Origin of the sequence: Phenylobacterium sp., from assembly GCF_965229015.1 — a bacterium.
Taxonomy (GTDB): Bacteria; Pseudomonadota; Alphaproteobacteria; order Caulobacterales; family Caulobacteraceae; genus Phenylobacterium.
Map to the genome: position 1 here is coordinate 291,917 of NZ_CBDDIM010000002.1, position 22,278 is coordinate 314,194.

Annotated in this window: 25 protein-coding genes; 18 read left to right on the forward strand and 7 right to left on the reverse strand. The window is 67.6% G+C overall.

Annotation, left to right across the window (positions count from 1 at the left end):
- From sdhA to ACO06I_RS17625, 4 genes are all read left to right on the forward strand, one after another.
- Complete coding sequence (sdhA, locus tag ACO06I_RS17610) at positions 1 to 1,788, forward strand: succinate dehydrogenase flavoprotein subunit (protein WP_421933922.1); 1,788 nt, start codon at positions 1 to 3, stop codon at positions 1,786 to 1,788.
- Between the two features lie 45 nt (positions 1,789 to 1,833).
- Entirely contained in the window at positions 1,834 to 2,616 is a 783-nt protein-coding gene (locus ACO06I_RS17615; protein WP_421933923.1) for a succinate dehydrogenase iron-sulfur subunit, read from the forward strand.
- A 124-nt stretch (positions 2,617 to 2,740) separates the two neighbouring features.
- Positions 2,741 to 3,970, forward strand: coding sequence for an NAD(P)/FAD-dependent oxidoreductase (locus ACO06I_RS17620; protein ID WP_421933924.1), 1,230 nt, complete (start codon positions 2,741 to 2,743; stop codon positions 3,968 to 3,970).
- 19 nt (positions 3,971 to 3,989) lie between these two features.
- On the forward strand, positions 3,990 to 4,310 hold the full coding sequence (locus ACO06I_RS17625) for a 2Fe-2S iron-sulfur cluster-binding protein (RefSeq protein WP_421933925.1): 321 nt from the start codon (positions 3,990 to 3,992) through the stop codon (positions 4,308 to 4,310).
- Positions 4,311 to 4,551: 241 nt separating this feature from the next.
- On the opposite strand, the gene ACO06I_RS17630 is transcribed toward ACO06I_RS17625, so the two are convergent.
- Complete coding sequence (locus tag ACO06I_RS17630) at positions 4,552 to 5,145, reverse strand: sigma-70 family RNA polymerase sigma factor (RefSeq protein ID WP_421933926.1); 594 nt, start codon at positions 5,143 to 5,145, stop codon at positions 4,552 to 4,554.
- Between the two features lie 328 nt (positions 5,146 to 5,473).
- Here ACO06I_RS17630 and ACO06I_RS17635 point away from each other — a divergent pair, with 328 nt between their 5' ends.
- Positions 5,474 to 6,406 carry a hypothetical protein gene (locus ACO06I_RS17635; RefSeq protein WP_421933927.1) on the forward strand — a complete coding sequence of 311 codons (933 nt, stop codon included), beginning with the start codon at positions 5,474 to 5,476 and terminating at the stop codon, positions 6,404 to 6,406.
- Here the strand turns inward: ACO06I_RS17635 and ACO06I_RS17640 are convergent.
- From ACO06I_RS17640 to ACO06I_RS17650, 3 genes are all read right to left on the reverse strand, one after another.
- The gene (locus tag ACO06I_RS17640; protein WP_421933928.1) at positions 6,333 to 7,058 is read right to left on the reverse strand and encodes a carbon-nitrogen hydrolase family protein; all 726 of its coding nucleotides are present in this window, start codon (positions 7,056 to 7,058) and stop codon (positions 6,333 to 6,335) included. The genes ACO06I_RS17635 and ACO06I_RS17640 overlap by 74 nt on opposite strands.
- A 190-nt stretch (positions 7,059 to 7,248) precedes the next feature.
- The gene (locus tag ACO06I_RS17645; protein WP_421933929.1) at positions 7,249 to 8,235 is read right to left on the reverse strand and encodes an NAD(P)H-dependent flavin oxidoreductase; all 987 of its coding nucleotides are present in this window, start codon (positions 8,233 to 8,235) and stop codon (positions 7,249 to 7,251) included.
- A gap of 60 nt (positions 8,236 to 8,295) precedes the next feature.
- On the reverse strand, positions 8,296 to 10,614 hold the full coding sequence (locus tag ACO06I_RS17650) for an ATP-binding protein (protein ID WP_421933930.1): 2,319 nt from the start codon (positions 10,612 to 10,614) through the stop codon (positions 8,296 to 8,298).
- Between the two features lie 88 nt (positions 10,615 to 10,702).
- On the opposite strand from ACO06I_RS17650, the gene ACO06I_RS17655 reads away from it, so the two are divergent.
- The 5 genes from ACO06I_RS17655 to ACO06I_RS17675 all read left to right on the forward strand — a co-directional run bounded on the left by ACO06I_RS17655 (position 10,703) and on the right by ACO06I_RS17675 (position 14,337).
- Entirely contained in the window at positions 10,703 to 11,272 is a 570-nt protein-coding gene (locus ACO06I_RS17655) for a hypothetical protein (RefSeq protein ID WP_421933931.1), read from the forward strand.
- Complete coding sequence (locus ACO06I_RS17660) at positions 11,265 to 11,657, forward strand: metallopeptidase family protein (RefSeq protein ID WP_421933932.1); 393 nt, start codon at positions 11,265 to 11,267, stop codon at positions 11,655 to 11,657. Before ACO06I_RS17655 ends, ACO06I_RS17660 begins: the two co-directional genes overlap by 8 nt.
- A gap of 221 nt (positions 11,658 to 11,878) precedes the next feature.
- Positions 11,879 to 12,280 carry a response regulator gene (locus ACO06I_RS17665; protein ID WP_421933933.1) on the forward strand — a complete coding sequence of 134 codons (402 nt, stop codon included), beginning with the start codon at positions 11,879 to 11,881 and terminating at the stop codon, positions 12,278 to 12,280.
- A 310-nt stretch (positions 12,281 to 12,590) separates the two neighbouring features.
- On the forward strand, positions 12,591 to 13,721 hold the full coding sequence (locus ACO06I_RS17670) for a ferritin-like domain-containing protein (RefSeq protein ID WP_421933934.1): 1,131 nt from the start codon (positions 12,591 to 12,593) through the stop codon (positions 13,719 to 13,721).
- Positions 13,722 to 13,857: 136 nt separating this feature from the next.
- Positions 13,858 to 14,337 carry a VOC family protein gene (locus ACO06I_RS17675; protein WP_421933935.1) on the forward strand — a complete coding sequence of 160 codons (480 nt, stop codon included), beginning with the start codon at positions 13,858 to 13,860 and terminating at the stop codon, positions 14,335 to 14,337.
- 122 nt (positions 14,338 to 14,459) lie between these two features.
- Here ACO06I_RS17675 and ACO06I_RS17680 read toward each other — a convergent pair whose 3' ends face one another.
- Genes ACO06I_RS17680 through ACO06I_RS17690 form a run of 3 tightly spaced genes read right to left on the reverse strand, consistent with a single transcriptional unit; the run spans position 14,460 to position 15,294 of the window.
- A complete protein-coding gene (locus ACO06I_RS17680) occupies positions 14,460 to 14,729 on the reverse strand; it encodes a hypothetical protein (protein WP_421933936.1) in 270 nt (89 codons plus the stop codon).
- 28 nt (positions 14,730 to 14,757) lie between these two features.
- The gene (locus ACO06I_RS17685) at positions 14,758 to 15,018 is read right to left on the reverse strand and encodes a hypothetical protein (RefSeq protein WP_421933937.1); all 261 of its coding nucleotides are present in this window, start codon (positions 15,016 to 15,018) and stop codon (positions 14,758 to 14,760) included.
- A 51-nt stretch (positions 15,019 to 15,069) separates the two neighbouring features.
- Positions 15,070 to 15,294, reverse strand: a complete 225-nt coding sequence (locus ACO06I_RS17690) for a DUF2188 domain-containing protein (protein ID WP_421933938.1) — start codon at positions 15,292 to 15,294, stop codon at positions 15,070 to 15,072.
- A 294-nt stretch (positions 15,295 to 15,588) separates the two neighbouring features.
- Here ACO06I_RS17690 and ACO06I_RS17695 point away from each other — a divergent pair, with 294 nt between their 5' ends.
- The 8 genes from ACO06I_RS17695 to ACO06I_RS17730 all read left to right on the forward strand — a co-directional run bounded on the left by ACO06I_RS17695 (position 15,589) and on the right by ACO06I_RS17730 (position 22,231).
- Positions 15,589 to 16,056 (forward strand): hypothetical protein, encoded by a 468-nt coding sequence (locus ACO06I_RS17695; protein WP_421933939.1) that lies wholly within the window; start codon positions 15,589 to 15,591, stop codon positions 16,054 to 16,056.
- Positions 16,053 to 16,484 (forward strand): hypothetical protein, encoded by a 432-nt coding sequence (locus ACO06I_RS17700; RefSeq protein WP_421933940.1) that lies wholly within the window; start codon positions 16,053 to 16,055, stop codon positions 16,482 to 16,484. The genes ACO06I_RS17695 and ACO06I_RS17700 overlap by 4 nt, the downstream gene beginning before the upstream one ends.
- Positions 16,481 to 17,245, forward strand: coding sequence for an ImmA/IrrE family metallo-endopeptidase (locus ACO06I_RS17705; protein WP_421933941.1), 765 nt, complete (start codon positions 16,481 to 16,483; stop codon positions 17,243 to 17,245). The genes ACO06I_RS17700 and ACO06I_RS17705 overlap by 4 nt, the downstream gene beginning before the upstream one ends.
- A 188-nt stretch (positions 17,246 to 17,433) precedes the next feature.
- Positions 17,434 to 17,646: a DUF4287 domain-containing protein gene (locus ACO06I_RS17710; RefSeq protein ID WP_421933942.1), complete on the forward strand. Its 213-nt coding sequence runs from the start codon at positions 17,434 to 17,436 to the stop codon at positions 17,644 to 17,646.
- A gap of 189 nt (positions 17,647 to 17,835) precedes the next feature.
- Complete coding sequence (locus ACO06I_RS17715) at positions 17,836 to 18,360, forward strand: hypothetical protein (protein WP_421933943.1); 525 nt, start codon at positions 17,836 to 17,838, stop codon at positions 18,358 to 18,360.
- Between the two features lie 14 nt (positions 18,361 to 18,374).
- Positions 18,375 to 18,926: a hypothetical protein gene (locus tag ACO06I_RS17720; RefSeq protein ID WP_421933944.1), complete on the forward strand. Its 552-nt coding sequence runs from the start codon at positions 18,375 to 18,377 to the stop codon at positions 18,924 to 18,926.
- A gap of 118 nt (positions 18,927 to 19,044) precedes the next feature.
- Positions 19,045 to 20,859, forward strand: a complete 1,815-nt coding sequence (locus tag ACO06I_RS17725; RefSeq protein ID WP_421933945.1) for a DUF885 domain-containing protein — start codon at positions 19,045 to 19,047, stop codon at positions 20,857 to 20,859.
- A 241-nt stretch (positions 20,860 to 21,100) separates the two neighbouring features.
- Positions 21,101 to 22,231, forward strand: coding sequence for a ferritin-like domain-containing protein (locus tag ACO06I_RS17730; RefSeq protein ID WP_421933946.1), 1,131 nt, complete (start codon positions 21,101 to 21,103; stop codon positions 22,229 to 22,231).
- The last annotated feature ends 47 nt before the right edge of the window (positions 22,232 to 22,278 follow it).

The following is a 22,278-nucleotide window of genomic DNA, read 5'->3' on the forward strand; positions in this document are numbered from 1 at the left end:
ATGGCGACTTACGAATTCATCGACCACAAGTTCGACGTCGTCGTGGTGGGCGCGGGCGGTTCCGGCCTGCGCGCGGCGCTGGGCTGCGCCCAGGCCGGCCTGAAGACGGCCTGTATCACCAAGGTCTTCCCCACCCGCTCACACACCGTGGCGGCCCAGGGCGGCATCTCGGCCAGCCTCGGCAACATGGGCGAGGACGACTGGCGTTGGCACATGTACGACACCGTCAAGGGGTCGGACTGGCTGGGCGACCAGGACGCCATCGAATATCTCTGCCGCAACGCGCCGGCCGCGGTCTATGAGCTGGAGCACTGGGGCGTGCCCTTCTCCCGCACCCCGGAAGGCAAGATCTACCAGCGCGCCTTCGGCGGCATGACCCGCAACTATGGCGAGGCCCCGATCCAGCGCACCTGCGCCGCGGCCGACCGCACCGGCCACGCGATGCTGCACACGATGTACGGCCAGTCCCTGGCCCATGATACTGAATTCTTTATAGAATATTTTGCGCTCGACCTCATAATGGACGAGGGCGTGTGCCGGGGGGTGACGGCTTGGAAGCTGGACGATGGGACCCTGCACCGGTTCCAGGCCCAGCAGGTGATCCTGGCCACCGGCGGCTATGGCCGGGCCTATTTCTCCGCCACCAGCGCCCACACCTGCACCGGCGACGGCGGCGGCATGGTGCTGCGGGCCGGCCTGCCCCTGCAGGACATGGAGTTCGTGCAGTTCCACCCCACCGGCATCTATGGCGCCGGCTGCCTGATCACCGAGGGCGCCCGGGGCGAGGGCGGCTACCTGACCAATTCCGAGGGTGAGCGCTTCATGGAGCGCTACGCGCCGTCCGTGAAGGACCTGGCGCCGCGGGACATGGTGAGCCGGGCCATGACCATCGAGATCCGCGAAGGCCGGGGCGTCGGTCCCAAGAAAGACCACATCCACCTGCACCTCGATCACCTGGATCCCAAGATCCTGCATCAGCGGCTGCCGGGGATTTCAGAAAGCGCCAAGATCTTCGCAGGTGTTGACGTGACCAAACAACCGATTCCGGTCTTGCCAACCGTACATTATAACATGGGTGGTATTCCGACGAACTTCTTCTCCGAGGTGGTTACTCGGGACGGTGACAATCCGGACAAGGTGGTGCCGGGGCTGATGGCGGTCGGGGAGGCGGCGTGCGTTTCGGTGCACGGGGCCAACCGGCTGGGGTCCAACTCCCTGATCGACCTGGTGGTGTTCGGGCGGTCGGCGGCGCTGCGGACGGCGGCGACCATCAAGGCGGGCGCGAGCCAGCCGGAGATGAAGAAGGTCGAGACCGACGCCCACCTGGCCCGGTTCGACCGGTTCCGGAACGCCTCGGGCGGCACGACGACGGCGGCCCTGCGTCTGGAGATGCAGATGGCCATGCAGGAGGACGCCGCGGTGTTCCGCACCAGCGAGAGCCTGGCCTCCGGCGTCCAGCGCCTGGACGCGGTTCAGGCCAAGCGCGGCGACCTGAAGGTCACCGACCGGGGTCTGATCTGGAACACCGACCTCATGGAAACCCTGGAGCTGGACAACCTGATCGGCCAGGCGGTGACCACCGTCGTCGGCGCGCACAACCGCACCGAAAGCCGCGGGGCCCACGCCCACGAGGACTTCCCGGACCGGAACGACAAGGAGTGGATGAAGCACACCCTGACCTGGTTCGACGACGCCAGCGGCAAGGTGGCCATCGACTACCGCCCGGTGCACGACTTCACCATGACCAATGACATCGCTTACATCCCGCCCAAGGCGCGGGTGTACTGAGCCGGCCTGGCCGGTGGCGATCAAGGTATTCAAGGAAAGCGTCTGATGGTCCAGCTCACCCTGCCGAAGAACTCCCGCGTCCAGAAGGGCCGCCACCACGCGGCCCCGGCCGGGTCCGGCAAGACCAAGACCTTCAAGGTCTATCGCTACGACCCCGAGGGGACCGAGAATCCCCGCTGGGACACCTATGACGTGGACGTCGACAACTGCGGCCCCATGGTCCTGGACGTCCTGATCCACATCAAGAACACCATGGACCCGACGCTCGCCTTCCGGCGGTCGTGCCGCGAGGGGGTCTGCGGCTCCTGCGCCATGAACATCGGCGGCCGCAACACGCTCGCCTGCACCCACGGCCACGACGAGGTCCCGGGCGCCGACTGCACCATCGCCCCCCTGCCCAGCATGCCGGTGGTCAAGGACCTGATCCCCGACCTGACCATGTTCTACGCCCAGTACGCCTCCATCGAGCCCTGGCTGCACACCACCACGCCCGAGCCGCAGAAGGAGTGGATCCAGAGCCCGCAGGACCGCGAGAAGCTGGACGGCCTCTACGAGTGCATCCTCTGCGCCTGCTGCACGACCTCCTGCCCCAGCTACTGGTGGAACGGCGACAAGTACCTGGGCCCCGCCACCCTGCTGCACGCCTATCGCTGGCTGATCGATTCCCGCGACGAGGCCACCGGCGACCGGCTGGACGCCCTGGAGGACCCCTTCAAGCTCTATCGCTGCCACACCATCATGAACTGCGCCCAGGTGTGTCCGAAGGGCCTGAACCCCGCCAAGGCCATCGCCGAGATCAAGAAGACCCTGGCCGAACGGGTCGTCTAGGGTCCTCCACGCCGGGCGTCGCGGGCGCCTGAACCGGTCTTCACGACAGGCTTTGACGCTCTAGAGTTATCCAAACGGCGTTCGTTAAGTTGACGCCTCCGTCATTTTTCTGCATGGGGCTGTCATGAGTTCATCGGCTGCACATGTCGTGGTGCTGGGGGCCGGCCATGCCGGGGGTTCCCTGGTGGCCCTGTTGCGCCAGTACGGCTTCGAAGGCGCCATCACCCTGGTGGGCGACGAGCCCATCGCCCCCTACCAGCGGCCGCCGCTCTCCAAGGCCTGGCTGAAGGGGGAGGCCGACGCCGACTCCCTGGCGCTGAAGCCCCTGGAGTTCTACGCCGAGAACCAGATCGACTTCCGGCCCGGCGTCGCCGCCGTGAAGCTCAAGCGGGCCGACAAGGTGGTGGAGCTCTCCGACGGCTCGACGCTCAGCTACGACATCCTAGTGATCGCCACCGGCATGCGGCCAAACAAGCTGCCGGTGGCCGGGGCGGAGCTCGACGGCGTGCTCTCCCTGCGCACGGCGGCCGACGCCGAGCAGCTGAAGGCCCACCTGAAGCCCGGCGCCCACCTGGCCATCATCGGCGGCGGCTATATCGGCCTGGAGGTGGCGGCCTCGGCTCGCGCCCTGGGGGCGGAGGCCACGGTCATCGAGCGCGAGAGCCGCATCCTGGCCCGCAGCGCCTGCGAGGCGCTCTCGACCTTCTTCGCCGACTATCATCGCGCCCGGGGCGTGACCTTCGAACTGGGCGCCGGGGTCGACAGCCTGACCGGCGACGGCGGCAAGGTCACCGGGGTGAAGCTCGCCGACGGCCGGACGATCCCCGCCGACGTGGTGCTGGTGGGGGTGGGCGGCAAGCCCAATGACGAGCTGGCCGCCGACGCCGGCCTGGAGACCGCCCGCGGCGTGGTGGTGGACCTGGAGGCGCGCACAAGCGATCCCGCCATCTTCGCCATCGGCGACGTCAGCCACCGGCCCATGCCCCACTATGACCGCATGTTCGGCCCCGAGAGCGTGCCCAGCGCCCTGGAGCAGGCCAAGCAGGCCGCGGCCGCCATCACCGGCCGGCCGGCGCCGACCCCGGAGGTGCCCTGGAACTGGTCGGACCAGTACGATCTGAAGCTCCAGATCGCGGGCCTGCCCTTCGACGCCGACAAGATCCTGGTGCGGGGCGACCCGGCCACGGCCAAGTTCGCCATCTTCCACCTGAAGGGCGACCTGATCCAATCCGTCGAGGCGGTCAACGCGCCGCCGGAATACATGATGGGCCGCCAGCTCATCGGGAACCGAAAGCCCGTCAATCTTGACAAGCTTGCGGACCCATCCATTTCCATGAAAGAGGTCGCCGCTTAAGGCGGGCGAAGGGGAGTAAATGGCCAAGATCACCTATATCGAGAACAACGGAACCGAACACGTCATCGACGTGAAGCCGGGCCTGACGGTGATGGAAGGCGCGGTGAAGAATAACATCCCGGGCATCGACGCCGACTGCGGCGGCGCCTGCGCCTGCGCCACCTGCCACGTCTATGTGGACGAGGCCTGGAAGGACAAGACCGGTACGTCCTCGGCCATGGAGGAATCCATGCTCGACTTCGCCGAGAACGTGGAGCCCAACAGCCGGCTCTCCTGCCAGATCAAGGTCACCGACGAGCTGGACGGCCTGATCGTCCGCATGCCGGAAAGCCAGCACTAACACCTTCGCCGGAGCGTCCCTCCATGTGTCATCCCGGAAAGCCCGCAGGGCTTGTCCGGGACCCATATGCGCGGGGCGTGCCGGAGAGATCGGGGCTTCTGGGTCCCGGTCTTCCGCGTGCCGCGGAAACCGGGATGACACCTGGTGGATCTCGCAAGAAAAAAGCCGCCGGCTGCGGGTCGCAGCGGCGGCTTGAATCTGTATCCCGAAGCTAGGAAGGCTCCGGGAGGGGGCGCTTTAGCTAAGCGGCCATACGCGGGGCGCAGAGGCGGTCCAGCGTGCCCATCAGGGTCGACATGGCGCTGGACGGCAGGATGGTGTCCTCCTCGTAGGAGCCCTCGGCCAGGATCAGGGCCAGGCGGTCGCGGGCGCGGCTGACGCGGCTCTTGATGGTGCCGATGGCGGCGCCGCAGATCTCGGCCACTTCCTCATAGGACAGGCCGCCGGCGCCGATCATGATCAGGGCCTCGCGCTGGTCGTCAGGCAGCATGGCGAGCGCCCGGCGGACCTCGTCCAGCTCCAGGGTGGCCATGGGATTGGAGACCGCCACCAGGGTGCGTTCGGCGGTTTCCGGGTCGAGCTGGGTCGAGCGCCACGAGCGGCGCTTGTCGGAATAGAACTGGTTGCGCAGGATCATGAAGGTCCAGGCCTTCATGTTGGTGCCCGGCTGGTAGCTGGCGCGGTTGTTCCAGGCCCGCAGCAGGGCGTCCTGGGCCAGGTCGTCGGCTTCCACGGCGTTGCGGCACAGGGAGTGCGCAAAGGCCCGCATGTGGGGGATGAGGGCGGTGAGTTCGCCCATGAAATCCTTGTCGGCGGGGATCGTCGTGGCGGTCATGAAGCACCCTTTGGAAATCGTCTCGGAGGGGGCCGTCACCAACCCCCGTGAAAACCAAACGCGGCCGTTGCGATAAAGCTCCGCCGTTCGGAAAAGAATCTTGGCCGTGGGGGGCGGGCTGCCTTCCCGGCTCCCCCCCTCGTGTCATCCCGGAAAGCCCGCAGGGCTTGTCCGGGACCCATAGACGCGGGGCTTGTCGGAGAGAACGGTGCTTCTGGGTCCCGGTCTTCCGCGTGCCGCGGAAACCGGGATGACACGGGTTGGGGGGTGAGGTGACAAATATCGTTCTTTTTTTGTTCTTTTCGACCTTCGCGGTTATCCTCCGTCCATGGTCCCCGCCTATCCGCGCAAGGAGATGATGGTCCGCATCTGCGAGGTGGTGGAGAAGGGCTGGCGGCTGGAGCAGCTGGCGCAGCGGCCGGGGTGGCCGAGCCGGCAGACCATCTATCGCTGGACCCTGGCGGACCCGGCCTTCGCCCAGCGGCTGAAATACGCCCGCGAGTGGCGCTACGGCCTGAAGGTCAGCGCCACGGCGGGTCCGGTGTTCGATCCCGAGCGGGCCGAGGCCTTCCTGATGGAGGTGCGGCGGGGGCACGCGGTGCGCGACCTGGTGCGGCGGCCGGAGTGGCCGAACCGGGATCGCTTCAACCGCTGGAAATCCGAACGGCCCGAGTTCGTGACCGCGCTCGCCGAGGCCGTGGCGCTCGCGGCCCGGATGCGGCCGCGCAAGTGGGAGTTCTATGAGGAGGCCATCGCCGACCAGATCATCGCGCGGGTGGCGTCCGGCGAGACGATGGCGCAGATCGCGGCGGCCAAGGGCCTGCCCGGCAAGGTGGATATCCGGCGCTGGAAGCGGCTGCGGCCGGACTTCGCCAAGGCCCTGAGGCTGGCGCAGCGCGGCGGCCAGATGCGCCGAAGCGCCAGACCGTCTCGCCTGACCCCGGCCCTGTTCGATCACATCCTCACCCAGATGACCTCCGGCGCCTCCCTGCGCCAGGTCGCCCAGGCGCCGGGCATGCCCCACTACGTCACCCTGATGGCCTGGCAGAGGCGCGATCCGGAGTTCGCCAAGATGCTGGCCTGGGCGCGGCAGGAGGGCCACCTGGCGCGCGGGGCGGAGAAGGTGGAAAGGGCCGATGCGTTGGCGGCGGCAAGTCGGCGCTCGCCCACCGCCGCCGCCACGTCGGCTAGGGCATCTCGAACACCAGCAGCCCCGGCTGCTCCAGCGGCAGCTGGGCCACGACCTCACCCTGGGGGTTGAGCACCGCCGTCGGGCCCCAGGCGACGGCGCCGTCGCGCTCGCCGGTGACGTCGGCGGAGATCAGCCAGAGGCCGGTCTCGCGGCAGCGGTCGCCCCGGGCGGGGTTGTGGCGGTCGCGCCAGTGCTCGGCGCCTGGGCGGGCCATCATGTTGTTGGCGGGGCAGACGATGAGGGTCGCGCCGGTGTCCGCCACGGCCTGGGCGGCATCGGCGAAGTTGGTGTCGTAGCAGATGTTGATCCCGAACCGGACGCCGGCGGCCTCGAAGGCGGGGGCCTCGGTTCCGGGGGTGAAGAGCTGTTCGCGGCCCAGCAGGCGGGCCTTGCGGTAGCGGCCGATCAGCTGTCCGGCGTGGATGACCACGGCGGTGTTGAAGAGGGCGCCGGCGTCTTGCTCAATCAGGCCCATGACGATCGTGGGGCCGGTGGTGGGGAGGCGGGCGAGGATCGCGGCGAACTGGGGCGAGGCCAGGTCCAGGGCGTGGCGGCGAGCGCCGTCCTCCTGGGTTAGGTAGCCCTGGAGGTAGGCCTCCGGAAAGACGAGGAGGTCGGCGGCCTGGGCGGTGGCGCCGGCGATGACCCCGAGTGCGTAGGCCAGGGCGGCGTCGACATCCTCGCGGAATTCCGGGGTCTGGGCGGCGGCGATGCGGGGCATGTTTCCTCCCTCCCTTGATGGGACGGGCGCCACTCCATCCTCCGCTCATCCCCGCGAAAGCGGGGACCCAGGTGTTTTTGGTTTGCGGCGTTCGATCGGCCCAAAATTGCGCCAAGTCTCGAACAGGGAGAAAAAGCCTGGGTCCCCGCTTTCGCGGGGATGAGCGGGGGTTGGGGTTGGGGATGAGCGCTTACGCGCTCACCACCACGCGCTGGGCGTTCTTGGTGAGGACCTGTTCGGCCTGGCGCATGATGTTGGCCACCAACGCCTGGCAGGTGGGGATGTCGTGGATCAGGCCCTGGCTCTGGCCGACGGTCCAGATGCCGCCGTCGGTGTCGCCCGCGCCCATCACATTGGTCCGTCCGCGGACACCGGCCACCAGGTGGCGCACGTCCTCGATGGTCTTGGTGGAGTCCTGCTGGATCGCCACCACCTCTTCCGACACCGCGTTGCGGGCCACGCGGCTGGTGTTGCGCAGGGTGCGGTTGGTGAGCAGGGTGTCGCGCTCGGTGTTCTCGACGATCTTCTTCTTCACGTTCTCATGGATGGCGCACTCCTGGGTGGCCATGAAGCGGGTGCCCATGTTGACACCGTCGGCGCCCAGCATCAGGGCCGCGGCCAGGCTGCGGCCGTCCGCCATGCCGCCCGAGGCGATCACCGGCACATCGCCGAGCGCGTCCACCGTGGCCGGCAGCAGGACGATCAGGCCGACGTCGTCCTCGCCCGGGTGACCGGCGCACTCGAAGCCGTCGATGGAGACGATATCCACGCCGTGGCGCGCGGCGGTCACCGCGTGGCGGACCGAGGTGCACTTGTGGATCACTTTCACCCCGGCTTCCTTGAAGGCGGGCAGGTGGTCGGTGGGGTTGCGGCCGGCGGTCTCGACGATCTTGATGCCGCTCTCGATGATGGCCTCGCGGTATTCGTCGTAGGGGATCTTGTTCAGGGACGGCAGCAGGGTGAGGTTCACCCCGAACGGCTTATCCGTCAGGCTGCGGCACAGCTCGATTTCGTCGAGCAGCTCCTGCTTGTTGCTGGAATGGTGCGCGGTGATGAAGCCCAGCGCGCCGGCGTTGGCGACGGCGGCCACCAGGCGGGCGTAGCCGACGCCGGTCATGCCGCCCATGACGATCGGCGTCTCGACGCCGAACATCTCCGTGATCCTGGTCCTGATCATGTCTCGTCCCCTGCAGTGTGATTTCTGGTTGGCGCCAGACTAGCAGGGGGTGACGGGCTTTTAGAAGCCCAACTCGGGATGGCCGGCGGCGCCCTGGGCCTGTTCGGGGAGGTGGCAGGTGAAGGTGGCGCCGGCGCCGGGTTCGCTCTCCAGGGCCACCCAGCCGCCGTGCAGCTCGACGAGGGACTTCACCAGGGCGAGACCCAGGCCCGGGCCGCCGCGCTCGCGGCCGATGAAGCGGTCGAAGATGTGGGCCTGGACGTGGAAGGGGATGCCGCGGCCGGTGTCGGTGACCTGCAGCTGGATCTCGCCGAGCGCCCGGCGGGCGGAGATGGTGACGATGCCCTCCGGCGGGGTCTGGCGGATGGCGTTCTCGCAGAGGTGGTCCAGGGTCTGGGCCAGGCGCTTGATGTCGCCGCGGATGACGCCGATGTCGTCGGGATACTCGACCTTGACCGTCACCTGGGCGGCGGCGGCCTCGTCGGCGCGCCGCGCGGCGGCGTCGTTGAGCAGCTGGGCGACGTGGACGTCCTCCAGGTCCAGCGCCATCTCGTCGGCGTCGATCTGGGCCATGTCGAGGACGTCGTCGATGGAGCGGGCGAGCTGGGTGGCGGCCGAGCGGACGGCGGCGGCGTGGCCGCGGCCGCGCTCCGAGAGGTTCTCGCCGGAGCGCTCCAGCAGCTCGGAATAGCCGATGATGGTGGTGAGCGGGGTGCGCAGCTCATAGGAGACATTGCCCACGAAGTCGCGCTTCAGCCGCTCGGTCTCGGCGAGCGCCGCGGAGCGGTCGGCCAGAGCGCTCTCCAGCTTGCGGGCGTCGGTGACGTCGCCGAAGGCGATGAGGGTCGCGCCGTCGGGCAGGGGGCGCGACTGGTAGACCACGATGCGGCTGTCGGAGGTCTTCACCTCGCCGGAGATGGGCGCGCGGGCGGCGGGGTCGGTGTCGGCCACCCGGCCCTTCAGCTCGCGCCAGAAGCCCATGTCGTGCAGGCGGGGCACGCAGAGCTCGACGACGCCCTCGAAGTCGTGGGCCTGGTCCAGCTGTTGCGGGGTGATGTTCCAGAACCGCTCGAAGGCCTCGTTGTGCAGGCGCAGGCGGCCGTCGGCGCCGAACACGGCCACGGCGTCGTTGAGCTTGTCCAGGGTGGCCTGCTGCACCTGGATGAGTGCGTTGTACTGGGCCTTCAGGCGCAGCTCGCCGGTGATGTCGGAGAACAGCAGGACGATGCCGCCCAGGGGATGGACCTGGCGGCCGACCTTGAGGGTGCGGCCGTCGGGGATGGACCACATGTCGTCGGGGCTGGCGTCCAGGGCCTCGTAGCGGTCCAGCTCGGCGGCCTTCCACTTGGTGTAGTCGGCGGTCTCGGGCAGCCGCCTACGCTGGCGCAGGCGGTCGAGGATCTCCGAATGGGTCGGGCGCTCGGCCAGCCAGGCCGGCTCCAGGCCCCAGAGCTCGGCGAAGGCGGTGTTGTGAAAGATCAGCCGCTTGGTCTTGGAGAAGATGGCGACCGCGTCGGCGATGTGGTTCAGGGTCTCGTCGTGGGCCTCGACGTGGCGCTTGAGCGCCTCGCGCATCTCCTCGGTCTCGGTGACGTCCTCGGTCCAGACGCCGACCCCGCCGCCCTCGAGGGGCTGGGCGGTGACCTGGAAGGCGCGGCGGCGTCCGGCGAAGCTGGACCAGCGCATGGTCTCGCGCTTCTGGCCCAGATTGGCGGCCTCGGCGGCCAGGGCGTCGGCGGCCTTGTCGAAGCTGATGCCGCGGGCGGCAGCCTCGTCCAGGCTGGCGGCGTCCACGGAGGCCAGCCAGGCGGCGTTGACCCAGACCGGGCTGCCGTCGGCCGCGGCGATCCAGGCCGGGGTCTGGCGGGCGTCCAGGAAGGCGGCGAAGCGCGGCGCGGTGGGCAGGCCGGCGTCCTCCCCCACCACGGCCGAGAGCCGCAGCCAGGCCAGGGCGCCGGCGGCCCGGCCCTCGACGGCCACCATGCCGCCGGGACCCTGGACCTCGAAGGCGCAGGCCTCGCCGCGTTCGAACAGGGCCCGCAGGCGCCGCGCATGGTCGGGGTCGGCGCGCATCAGGGCGGCGACCACGTGCTGGGGATCGGACTCCGGCAGGCCCAGGGCGGCGATGCAGGCGGCCAGGCTTTCCTCGCCCGAGGCCAGCAGGGCGTGGCCGTCCTCCACCGCCAGCAGGGCCGAATCGAAGGCCTCGGCCGAGGCCTGGGCGGCCTCGGCGCCGGCCTGCAGGCTGGCGATGGTGGCGCGCAGAGCCTCGATCCTGTGGTCGGACTGGCGGCGTTGGGCGAGCGCCCAGAGGGTGGCGCAGATGGCCAGCAGCACCGCGCCGGCGGCGGCGGCCAGGATCAGGTCCAGCTCGCTCATCGCGTCCCCCGCGACGCCGGTGCTTTTGCCTGTCGAATCATCAGGATCGAACATAGGCGCTCAGGCGGTCTTCGGCGATAATCCAGGCATGAGCGCGATCCTCTATCCGGTGGCGGCCGACGCCGCGGCGGCCCTGAAGGCGCCCATCGCCCGCTGCGCGCGCGAACGCGAGGCCGCGGGGGCGGCGGGCGAGGCGGTGGTGTTCGTCACCGAGCCGGCAGGCCCGCCCTACGCCAGCCGCGAGGCCGCCCTCGACGCCCATGCCGGCCGGGTCGAGGACGAGCGGCCGGGCCACGTCCTGACCCTGGTCCCGGAGGACCGCTACTGCGCCCTGGCGGAGGTGATCGAGGGCCGCCCGCCGCCCCCGGCCCAGCCGGTGCTCGCCGAGGGCCGCCGCTGGCCCGCGCCCAAGGCGGCGCCGAAGACCGCCTGGCGGCTGCAGGTGAGCTATTGGCGGCTGGCCTCGGCGGTCCCGCAGGCGAGCGGCCCCCAGGCGCGCCAGGCGCGCAAGTCGGCGCGCGAACCCTTGGACTACAAGGCCTTGAACGCCCTCGCCCGCCAGCCCATGCGGGCGGTCAAGCCGCAGCAGCCGCTGGATATCGGCCTCTTCGAGACACGGCCCCCCGAGGCGCCCCATATCATCATGCCCGATGAGTAGCCTCGCCCCCTCCCTCGACGACCTGGCCGCCCTGGCCGAGGCCGCCTTCGCCGCCCTGCCCGACGATTTCCGCCGCATGACCGGCGACGTCATCTTCCGCGTCGACGACTTCGCCAGCGCCGAGGTGCTGGCCGAGCTGGGGATCGAGGACGCCTTCGAGCTGACCGGCCTCTACCAGGGGGTCGACATCGGCCGCCGCTCCACCTTCGATCCGTCGCCCCAGCCCTCGATGATCTTCCTCTACCGCCGGCCGATCCTCGACGAGTGGGTCGACCGCGGCGACGTGACGCTGGAGGAGCTGGTCACCCACGTCCTGGTCCACGAGATCGGCCACCACTTCGGCCTCTCCGACGACGACATCGACGGCATCGAGGCGGCCGACTGACGCGGCGCGCCCGGCTGGAGCGCGGCAATCGGTCGCGAGGCCGCCGACCCCGCGACCCCGGAGATTATCGAGAGTCTTAAGGCCTCTGGTCGTCTGTTGCGCCCGTGGGTTGCGGCGGGACAGGGGTCTCGTGGGCGGCCCCGAGGAGCGTGATTGTGTCAGAGCTGACTTCGGCGCCGACGGGCGCAGAGGCGTCGATCCCGTCCCGGAGTCGACCGCTGGTGATCCTGCACGTGGACGACGATCCGACCAACCGATACGTCGTGCGGGAGATCCTGACGGCGTTCGGCCATGAGGCGGTCTCGGCGGCCAGCGGCCCCGAGGGCCTGGAACAGCTGGCGCGACTGGCCTTCGACCTGGTGCTGATGGACATCCACATGCCCGGCATGGGCGGCCTGGAGGCGGTGGACAAGCTGCGGCGGACACCCGGGCTGAACCGGGGGGTCTCGGTGATCGCGCTCACCGCCGACACCACCTCGCGCAACCGGGACGACTATCTGCGGTTGGGCTTCGACGACCTTGTGCACAAGCCGATAGCCATCGAGGTGTTCCGCGACGCGGTGGAGCGCGCCGCGGTGTTCGAACACCAGGTCGTCCCGCTCCCCAGCGCCCGGCCCGCCTGACCGGCATCGGGCGGCCTTTCGACGACGACATCGACGGCGTCGCGGCTCGTCAGAACCTACCCCGTCATCCCGGCCGCAGCGAAGCGGAGAGCCGGGACCCCGGGGCCGCATCCAGTCACCTGGGTCCCGGGTCTCTCCTGCGGGTCGCCCGGGATGACGCTGTAGGTTTGGGGGCCCGCCCCAGCCAGCCTTACCGCCGAATTAAGAAAATGACGCCCCCGTCAACTTCCTTGACTCGCCTGCGGTCTCTTGAGAGGCTCGCGCCCAAGAGGAAACGAGGCGCCCCCGCGCCCATCAGGAGACGATCCCCATGGCCGCCGACGGCAACATCACCAAGGACATCATCTACGAGGCCGTGGCCCCCGACGACTTCGAGGCCATGCTGGACCTTGACCGTTACGGCAATCGCTCGACCGCCTTCGACAAGATCATCTCGGCCACCCACGACCATTTCTGGGATCCGCTCGACAAGAAGTACATCGACTTCGACGAGCCCTTCGACATGGAAAACGAGATGCTCCTGCCGGAGGACATGATCATCTCCCTGTCCACCGACTACGTCTCCAACCACCTCAGCGACTGGAAGACCCGCGTGCGGTTCGCCAACCAGTCGGCCCTGCGCTCCTTCTCCTCGATCCTGCACGGCGAGCAAGGCGCGCTGAACCTGTCGGCCAGCCTGTGCCACGTGCTGCTGGACCAGGGCGCCCAGGAATACGCCGCCAACCAGACCCGCGAAGAGGCCCGCCACGTCACGGCCTTCGCCAAGTACATCAAGGCCCGCTGGGGCCGCCCGGTGGAAGCCGGCCCCACCCTCAAGGCCCTGCTGATCGACATCATCGGCAGCCCCGAGGTCTACAAGAAGATCATCGGCATGCAGATGCTGGTGGAGGGCCTGGCCATGGGCGCCTTCGCCACCTTCTTCAACAATATCAACGACCCGCTCGGCAAGAAGCTGATGCAGCTGGTGATGACCGACGAGGCCTTCCACCACAAGTTCGGCAAGATCTGGGCCGACCGCACCATCCCGCACCTGTCTGAGGCCGAGCACGAGATCATCGAGACCTGGGCGGCCCACTGCTTCCAGACCCTGCTGTTCAACCTGGTGGCCCCCACCCAGCAGCGCGACCTCTATGAGGAGTTCGGCCTCGATCCCGACCGCGTCATCGCCGAGATGGCCGCCAACATGAACGACGAGACCCGCCGCGAGAGCATGAAGGAGCAGTCCAACATCTTCCGCGTGCTGGTGAAGACCCTGCTCAACGCCGGCATCATCACCGACCGGACCCGGGCCTTCTACGCCATCTATGTCGACCTGGAGGAGCTGAAGTCCGAGGGCGACCGCATGGTGGGCGACGACATCGCCGAGGAGGGCATCGCCTACCTGCAGGAGATCAACTTCAAGGACCGCGTCGGCCAGGCGATCAAGATCGCCGCGGAGTAGCGGGCGCCGGCCGCGGCCGGACGACGACAGCACAGGCGGCGCCTCGGGAGACCGGGGCGCCGTTTTTGTTGGCCGCCTGTCGGGAACCCCGCGCATCCTTCGTCCTTGGATCAGACACCATCCAAGGAGGACGACGATGGCCAAGCTCACCACCTGCCTGTGGTTCGACCACGGCGAGGCCCGCAAGGCGGCCGAGTTCTATGCCGGCCTGTTCCCCGACAGCCATGTCGGCCCGGCCGCCAAGGCGCCCAGCGACTTTCCCGACGGCCAGGCCGGCCAGGAGCTGACCGTCGAGTTCACCGTCCTGGGCCAGGCCTTCATGGGCCTCAACGGCGGCCCCCTCTTCAAGCCCACCGAGGCCGTCTCCTTCGTGGTGGAGACCGACGACCAGGCGCAGACCGACAAATACTGGGACGCCCTGGTCGGGGGCGGCGGCCAGGAGAGCCAGTGCGGCTGGTGCAAGGACCGCTGGGGCTTCTCCTGGCAGATCACCCCCCGCCAGCTCACCGAGGCCATGACCGACCCCGACCCGGCGGTCGCCAAGCGGGTGTTCGAGGCGATGATGACCATGCAGAAGATCGACGTGGCGAGGATCGAGGCGGCGAGGAGGGGGTAGGGGGCGAAGCGGCCCGAGTATGACGACCTTAACATCATACGAGGACCCGCGAGCGCGTCGATTCTATCGCTCTATCGACCGGACCGTGAACTTGGTCACGAGGATCAAATGGAACTTCGCCGCTAGAGACGTGCGTTGATCCAGTCCCACACGTTTTTCGCCAGCCATCCTTGGTGGTTGCCGCTCACCAGTTTGGTGACAACGATCTTGTCGTTGTCGTCCAGATAGGTGCGCAAGTCGTCGGAAATTTGATTGGCCGTCCAATTGGTGGAGACAAACCTTACGCTGTCCAAGCCGGGGTCTTTGATGTTCTCAAACTGATCGAGCCGCCCCACGAAACGTGCGCGTGCGGTCGCGTAGTTTGGCTTTTCGCCGTTAAGGTCCCAGGTCACAAGATACACAGCCTAGATCAGTCTCCGCCTAGTTGAGGGTGTAGCGTCGCCACGGGATGCGACTGGGCGAGACGCGGGACAGGAAATTCACGATATCTCGTCGGCCGTAGTAGGTCGGGCGTCCGCTACCGTCCTGGGCCATCAGCACCAGCGGCAATCCGGGAAACACGCCGCTAAAGTTTTCGACCGCGTCAGCAGCTTGTGGCGCGTGGTCAAGGACGTGTCTCTTCACCACCACGACTGCAAAGGTGACGCCTTGTTCGCGAATTACCGCACCGTCAAATTGCATTTCTGTTCTCCATAGAAGAGGGCGGCGCACGCAGCACCGCCCTCTTCTTGCTTAGCCCTTGGGCGGGAACGGGTCGTTCCCGTGGCTGTCCCGGTCCCGGATTTGACCGTTGCGGCCGTGGATCAGGAGTTCGCTGCCCTGGTTCTGCGCGATCTGCCGACCTTGCTCGATCGCCTCGCGTTGGGTTTCATGAACGGAAGTCGCCTTGCTGTTTCCAGCCCCGCGAACGGCCCAGTTTCCCCCGTGGGGGACGACGTGCTGATTTTTACCCGACATCGATGTAGTCCTTTACTTTCCCGCCGAAGTTGGGATTCGCTCGCCTCGGCGTAGGCGGCGCCCCGAAGTCCGTTTGGCCCTTCAGCTTGTTAGGCGGCGCATCGGACCTCGCCGGACGTCGGCAAAGAAAAATCCTCGCCATGTCCGAGGCGAGCTTGAGGACGGCCTAACGCTGCGGGGAGGGAGCGACCCATCGAAGAGGAAGCGCACGACAGTCTGACGCCCGACGAGTTTCGGGAGGCGGTCAGTTGCTTTACGCAGGCGGACAAGCTCCGTTTGAGGAAAGCCGCGCGCTTGTTTGCCGATGGAACACGCTACGAGATCAATGACCTGATTAATGAGGCTGTGCTGCGTGCCCTAGACGGCAATCGGCGCTGTCCGCGGAAAACCGCACCGGTCATATTTTTGGCAAATGCGATGCGAAGCATCGTGTCGGCCGAGCGCGCTAGCGTCGCACTCCATCCTCGAACACAGTCGCTTTCGGCCACAGGGACCGAAGGCCCGTTTAATGTTCGCTCTCTTGACCGGAATCCGGAAGAGATGCGGCTAGCACGCGATGAGTTTGTCGAGCGCCTACAAGCGCTCGACACCCTCTTTGCGGACGATGAGGAGGCGCAGATGATTATCATGGCTGATATCGACGGGCTGGATGCCGACGCGATCCGCGAACTCACCGGCCTGAACTCGACACAATACGCGACTGCTCGCCGACGCATTCGACGTCGGATCGAAGTGCGCTTTCCGACAGGCTTTCGAACATGAGTGCTGACGACTCGCGTCGGAAGCTCTCTCGAATAGTCGACCCACTAATTGAAGACCTGTTGGCCCTTTCGGATGAAGAGCTAATCGCTGAGGTGATCGCTGACGGTGGCGATCCCGCTGTACTCGCAGCAGAGGTCGGTGGGGAAATAGCCGCCGCCATGGCAGCGCACGGAAAGCGTAAACTTGCTGCTGCCCGAGATGAATTGGGAGCGGTTCGTGCGCTTCGCAATCGTCCGGCAATCACGGCACTTCCGGCGACGGAAAAGCAGAAAATTCTTCAGGCCTTCGCCGCAAACGACGGGCCGCTGAAGAATAGGCTGACGATGGCTGCTCGCCATGGCGATGGTTTATCTGAGCAGGAGGTCGATACGGTGCTTCTCGACTTGGTCGAGCTCGGCGCTTTGGACGACGAGGGTAACATTCGTTGAGAAGGCTTACCGCTGCAGAGACGCTCCTCTTAAGTCTTGGGGTCGATGATCCAAAGGAAATCGACCTTGAGGCGATTGCGTGGTGTCTCGGTGCGGAAGTGAGATACGCGCCGCTGGAAAGCTGTGAGGCTCGGATCATCGGGTTCGGGGGCCGCGCAATCATCACGGTCGATAACCGCCATCGGCCTACTCGAATTCGCTTCTCGATCGGGCACGAACTCGGACACTGGCATTTCCACAGGGGTAAATCCTCGATCTGCCGATCTGACGAAATTGGTAGCCAAGCCAGGAGTCTCACTCATCCAGAAAGGGTGGCAGACGCGTTTGCAGCTGATTTGCTTATGCCGCCCTATCTCTTTGAGCCCGCCGCCCAAAAGTTGAAGCGTTCTACTTTCGCGACGGTTGACGCCCTAGCTTCTCTATTCCGGACAAGCCGAAGCGCAACCGCTTTGCGGGTTGTGGATTTCGGGCCTGAACCTTCGATTTTGATTTGTCATGGCGTCGCTGGGCGAAAGTGGTTCAAGCGCGGCCCTGATGTTCCCGATCGCTGGTTTCCGCGGGATGAATTGGATGCCCAATCGAATGCATTTGAGGCGTTGCATGGGAATGTAGATCGTCCGCAACCAATGCTCATTGGCGCCGATGCTTGGTTTGATCGCAGAGGGGCGGAAGATCACGAGGTGTACGAGCATACCGTTCGTACGCCTTCTGGAGAGGTTCTGACCTTACTTACATTCAAGGGCTTGGGAATGTTGAGCTAGCGATGGAGCTCCAGGCGCAATCCATCAAGTCAGGATTGGCGCACGACCTAGGCTAATAGAGGGACAGGAGCGCCGTTCCCACCTGAAACCGACGATGCCAAGAGGCCCATCACCAAGTTGATCGTTCCTCAAGGTCGGAAGGCCCGCTCTCCGTCCGTCCTTCGAGCACCAACCCGGAGAACCACCCAATGGCTGACGACCAGATCAAAGGCCCGGCGGCCTATTTTCCGTCCATCGAGAAGACCTATGGGCGGCCGATCGCCGAGTGGAAGGCCCTCGTGCGGGCGGCGATGCCGGCCCGGCACATGGAGCTCGTCGCCATGCTGAAGAGCGAGCACGGGATGGGGCATGGGTATGCCAATGCGGTGGTGGCGCATACGCTGGCGGAGGACGGCCAGTAGGGCGCCCTCCCTCCCCTTCATGGGGAGGGCGCGACAGCGATCAGGGGTGGAGGGTACCCGCCACACTTCCCCAGCCGTCCGGCGTTCCGCCGTCCACCCTCCCCATGAAGGGGAGGGAGGGGGCCTCTTGCTCCTGCGGTAGAGCTGCGCCATGGTGCTGCAACGCTTGGTGGTTTGATGTTGGCGGCCGTGTTTCTTTCGTTCGCCGTGGCGCAGGCCGCCCCTGACGGGGCCGCCGTCGCGCCGCCGGTTCAACCCGCGCCCGTGGTCCTGCATCTCCCCGCCGGGACCCCGGTCGAGGTCGAGATGGCCGAGACGATCAGTTCGCTCACCAGCCATCTGGCCGACCGGTTCTCGATCCGGCTGGCGGCGCCTCTCGTCCGCGACGGGGTCGAGGTGGTGGCCGCCGGGGCGCCGGGCCAGGGCGAGGTGATCGACGTGGCCCGCGCCGGGATCAGCGGCAAGCAGGGCAAGCTGATCATCTCGGCCCGCTATCTGGACCTGAACGGCCAGCAGGTGCGGGTGCGGGGCATGACCCTGATGACCTCGGGCAAGAGCCGGGTGGACCTGGCGACCGGGGTCATGCTGGTCCCCTATGTCGGGGTCGCCTCGATCCTCATCAAGGGCGGCGAGATCGAGATTCCCGCGGGCGCGCGGGCGACGGTGCGGTTGGCGGACGACGTCGACCTGCCGCTCTACGCGAACAGTCCATAGACCGGGGGAAGACCATGAAGAACCTGACCATCGCGGCCGCCACGGCCGTCTCGCTGCTGCTGGGGGCCTCGGCCTTCGCCCAGGAGGCGCCGCCCGCGCCCGCGCCCGCCGAGGCCGCCGCGCCCGCCGACGCCGCGCCCGCCGCACCGGCTACGCCCGCGGAGGCCGCGCCCGCGCCCACCGCGCAGGCGACGACGCCGAGCGAGAAGGGCCGCATCTACTTCTTCCGGCCCTCGCGGCTGGCCGGCGCGATCTATACCTACCACATCGTCGAGGTGGGCGATGACGGCAAGCCGGCCAAGGACGCCGCCGTGCTGGGGGACCTGCCCAATGGCGGGGCCTTCATCCTGGAGGCCGAGCCGGGCATCCACAGCTACAACATCACCGGGCCGATGGCGGTGAACAAGGCCGAGGACCGGCTGCGCCTGGAGGTCGAACCGGGCGCCACCTACTATGCCGAGCAGACCGTGCGCATGGGCGTGGTGACCGGCGGCTTCCGCCTGGTTCCCGCCGACGAGGCGCGGTTCACGGCCTCGAAGGTCAAGCTGGACAAGGGCAAGAAGTAGCCGTTCGCCTCCTGGACATGACGGACGCCCGCCGCTCATCCCGGCGGGCGTTTTTCGTCGTGTCGGGCGAAGACAAGACGACTAGGGTCGGCCCTCGGATCTGGCAGGAGTTTCCCCCATGCGCCTCTCGCGACGTGACTTCGGACTGGGAATCGCCGGGGCGGCGGTGGCGTCCGGCGCGCGCGGCGCGGCGCCCGCGGGCGGCCTCGACGCGGCGCTGACCGCCTATCTCGACGCGGCCTTCGAGCAGGAACTGGCCCTCGATCCCGAGCGGCTGACCCAGCTGGGGCGCAAGACCGCCAACGACCGGCTCACCGACCTGGGCGAGGCGGCCCAGGCGGCGCGGCTGGACTGGCGGCGCAAGAGCGTCGCGGAGATGAGGCGGCGGTTCGGGAGCGGGAAGCTCGGGGAGGACGCGCGGACCTCCTACGATATCTGGGCCCTCGAGCTGGCCCGGGCCGAGGAGGCCTATCGGTGGCGGGGGCACGTCTATGTCTTCGCGCGCAACGGGGCCCATACCGGCCTGCCCAACTTCATGATCAACCAGCACCGGGTCGATAGCGCCGCCGACATGGCGGCCTATGTGGCCAGGCTCGCGGCCATAGGTCCGGCCCTGGACGTGGAGCTGGACAAGGCCAGGCGGGCTGCGGCGGCCGGGGTGCGGATGCCGCGGTTTTCCTACGACCAGTCGGCCAGCGAGGTGAAGCGGCTGACCACGGGGGCGCCCTTCGACCCTGGGGCGGACTCCGCCCTGTTCGCCGACGCCAAGGCCAAGGCGGCGGCTCTGCGGGGGGCGGGCAAGATCGATGCGGGCCAGGAGGCGGGCTTCGTGCGCGGGGCGGCCGCCGCCATGACCGGCTCCATGAAGCCCGCCTATGACCGGCTGGGCGCCTGGCTGGCGGCCGACCGGGAGAAGGCCCCGGTGTCGCCCCAGGGGGCCGGCGCCCTGCCCGACGGGGCGGCCTTCTACCAGGCCATGCTGCGCCAGCAGACCACCACCGACATGACGGCGGATGAAATCCATGCCCTGGGCCTCTCCGAAGTGGCGCGCATCCGGGCTGAGATGGAGGTGCTGAAGGGGAAGATCGGGTTCGCCGGAACGCTGGAGGCGTTCTTCGCCTATCTGCGGTCCGACGACCGGTTCTATGTGAGCAACGACGACGCCGGCCGGGCGCGCTACCTCGCCCTGGCGGAGGGGTATCTGGCCGGGATGAAGGCCCGGCTGCCGGAGTTCTTCGGCCGGCTGCCCAAGGCCGATCTGGTGGTGAAGCGGGTGGAGGCCTTCCGCGAGGAGCCGGGCGGGGCGGCGCACTATGCGTCCGGCGCGGCGGACGGCTCGCGGCCGGGGATATTCTATGTGCATCTCGCCGACACCCGGGCGACGCCGATCTACGAGATCGAGGGCACGGCCTATCACGAGGGCCTGCCGGGGCATCACCTGCAGATCTCCATCGCCCAGGAGCTGACCGGCCTGCCGGTGTTCCGCACCCAGTATGGCTACGGCGCCTATGCCGAGGGCTGGGGGCTCTATGTGGAGCGGCTGGCCAAGGAGGTGGGGTTCTATACCGACCCGGTGAGCGACTTCGGCCGGCTGGGGCGCGAGATCTGGCGGGCGATCCGGCTGGTGGTGGACACCGGAATCCACGCCAAGGGCTGGAGCGAGGCGCAGGCGCTGGCCTTCTACAGCGCCAACTCGCCGCAGCCGGCGGGCAAGATCGCCTCGGAGGTCCGCCGCTACTTCGTCATGCCGGGCCAGGCCTGCGCCTATATGGTGGGGCAGTCGAAGATCCTGGCCCTGCGGGCCGACGCGCGGGCGGCGCTGGGGCCGCGCTACGACCAGCGGGCCTTCCACGACCTGGTGCTGGGGGCGGGGTCCCTGCCCCTGCCGGTGCTGGAGACGCGGGTTCGGCGGTGGGTGGCGGGGATGGCCTAGGGGGCCGTGGCGCAATTGCGCATTGGCCAGCAACGGCGCCGTCATCCCGGCCGTAGCGAAGCGGAGAGCCGGGACCCAGGGGCGGCGCGCTGGGCCCCTGGGTCCCGGATCGCCTATCGGCGTCCGAGATGACGAGGATGATGAAGCCTCAAGATTACAAAACTGACGGGTGTGTCATTTTCCTTTGACGATCCCCGAATTGAGGATGAAGCTCCGCGAAAATATCAGGAGGAGCCTCCCCATGGCCGCCGACGGCAACATCACCAAGGACATCATCTACGACGCCGTGGCGCCGGACGATTTCGAGGCCATGCTGGACCTGGACCGCTACGGCAACCGGTCCACGGCCTTCGACAAGATCATCTCGGCCACCCACGACCATTTCTGGGATCCGTTGGACCCCAAATATATCGACTTCTCCGCCCCCTGGGACATGGAGAACGACGCCCTGATGCCCGAGGAGCTGTCAGCCGCCCTGCAGACCGACTACGTCAAGGACAAGCTGAACACGCCGGCCCTGCGGGCCCAGTTCCTCAACAAGTCGCTGCTCTATTCCTTCTCCTCGATCCTGCACGGCGAGCAGGGGGCGCTGAACCTGTCGGCCAGCCTGTGCCACGTGCTGCTGGACCAGGGGGCGCAGGAATACGCCGCCAACCAGACCCGCGAAGAGGCCCGCCACGTCACGGCCTTCGCCAAGTACATCAAGGCCCGCTGGGGCCGGCCGATCGAGTGCAGCAAGGTGCTGCAGGACCTGCTGGTGGACATCATCGGCAGTCCTGAGGTCTACAAGAAGATCATCGGCATGCAGATGCTGGTGGAGGGCCTGGCCATGGGCGCCTTCGCCACCTTCTACCAGAAGCTCAACGACCCCTTGGGCCGGCAGCTGATGCAGCTGGTGATGACCGACGAGGCCTTCCACCACAAGTTCGGGAAGATCTGGGCCGACCGCACCATCCCCAAGCTCAGCCCCGCCGAGCACCAGATCGTCGAGGACTGGGCCGCCCACTGCTTCCAGGCGGTGCTGTTCAACCTGGTCTCGCCGTCGGAGCAGACAGCCCTCTATGAGGAGTTCGGCCTCGATCCCATGCGCGTGCTGGAGGAGATCCAGCTGATCGCCACCGACGAGGCGCGCCGCGAGGACATGAAGGAGGCGTCGAACATCTTCCGCGTGCTCATCAAGACCCTGCTGAACGCCGGCATCATCACCGACCGGACGCGCGCCTTCTACGGCATGTATGTCGACATGGAGGAGCTCAAGGCCGAGGGCGACCGCATGGTGGGCGACGACATCGCGGAGGAGGGGATCAAGTACCTGCAGAAGATCAACTTCAAGGACCGGGTGGCCGCCAACCTGACCATCGCAGCGGAGTAGGGGGCGCGGGCGCGGCGCTTGCCCCGCGGGCTCCCGCGCGGCAAGAC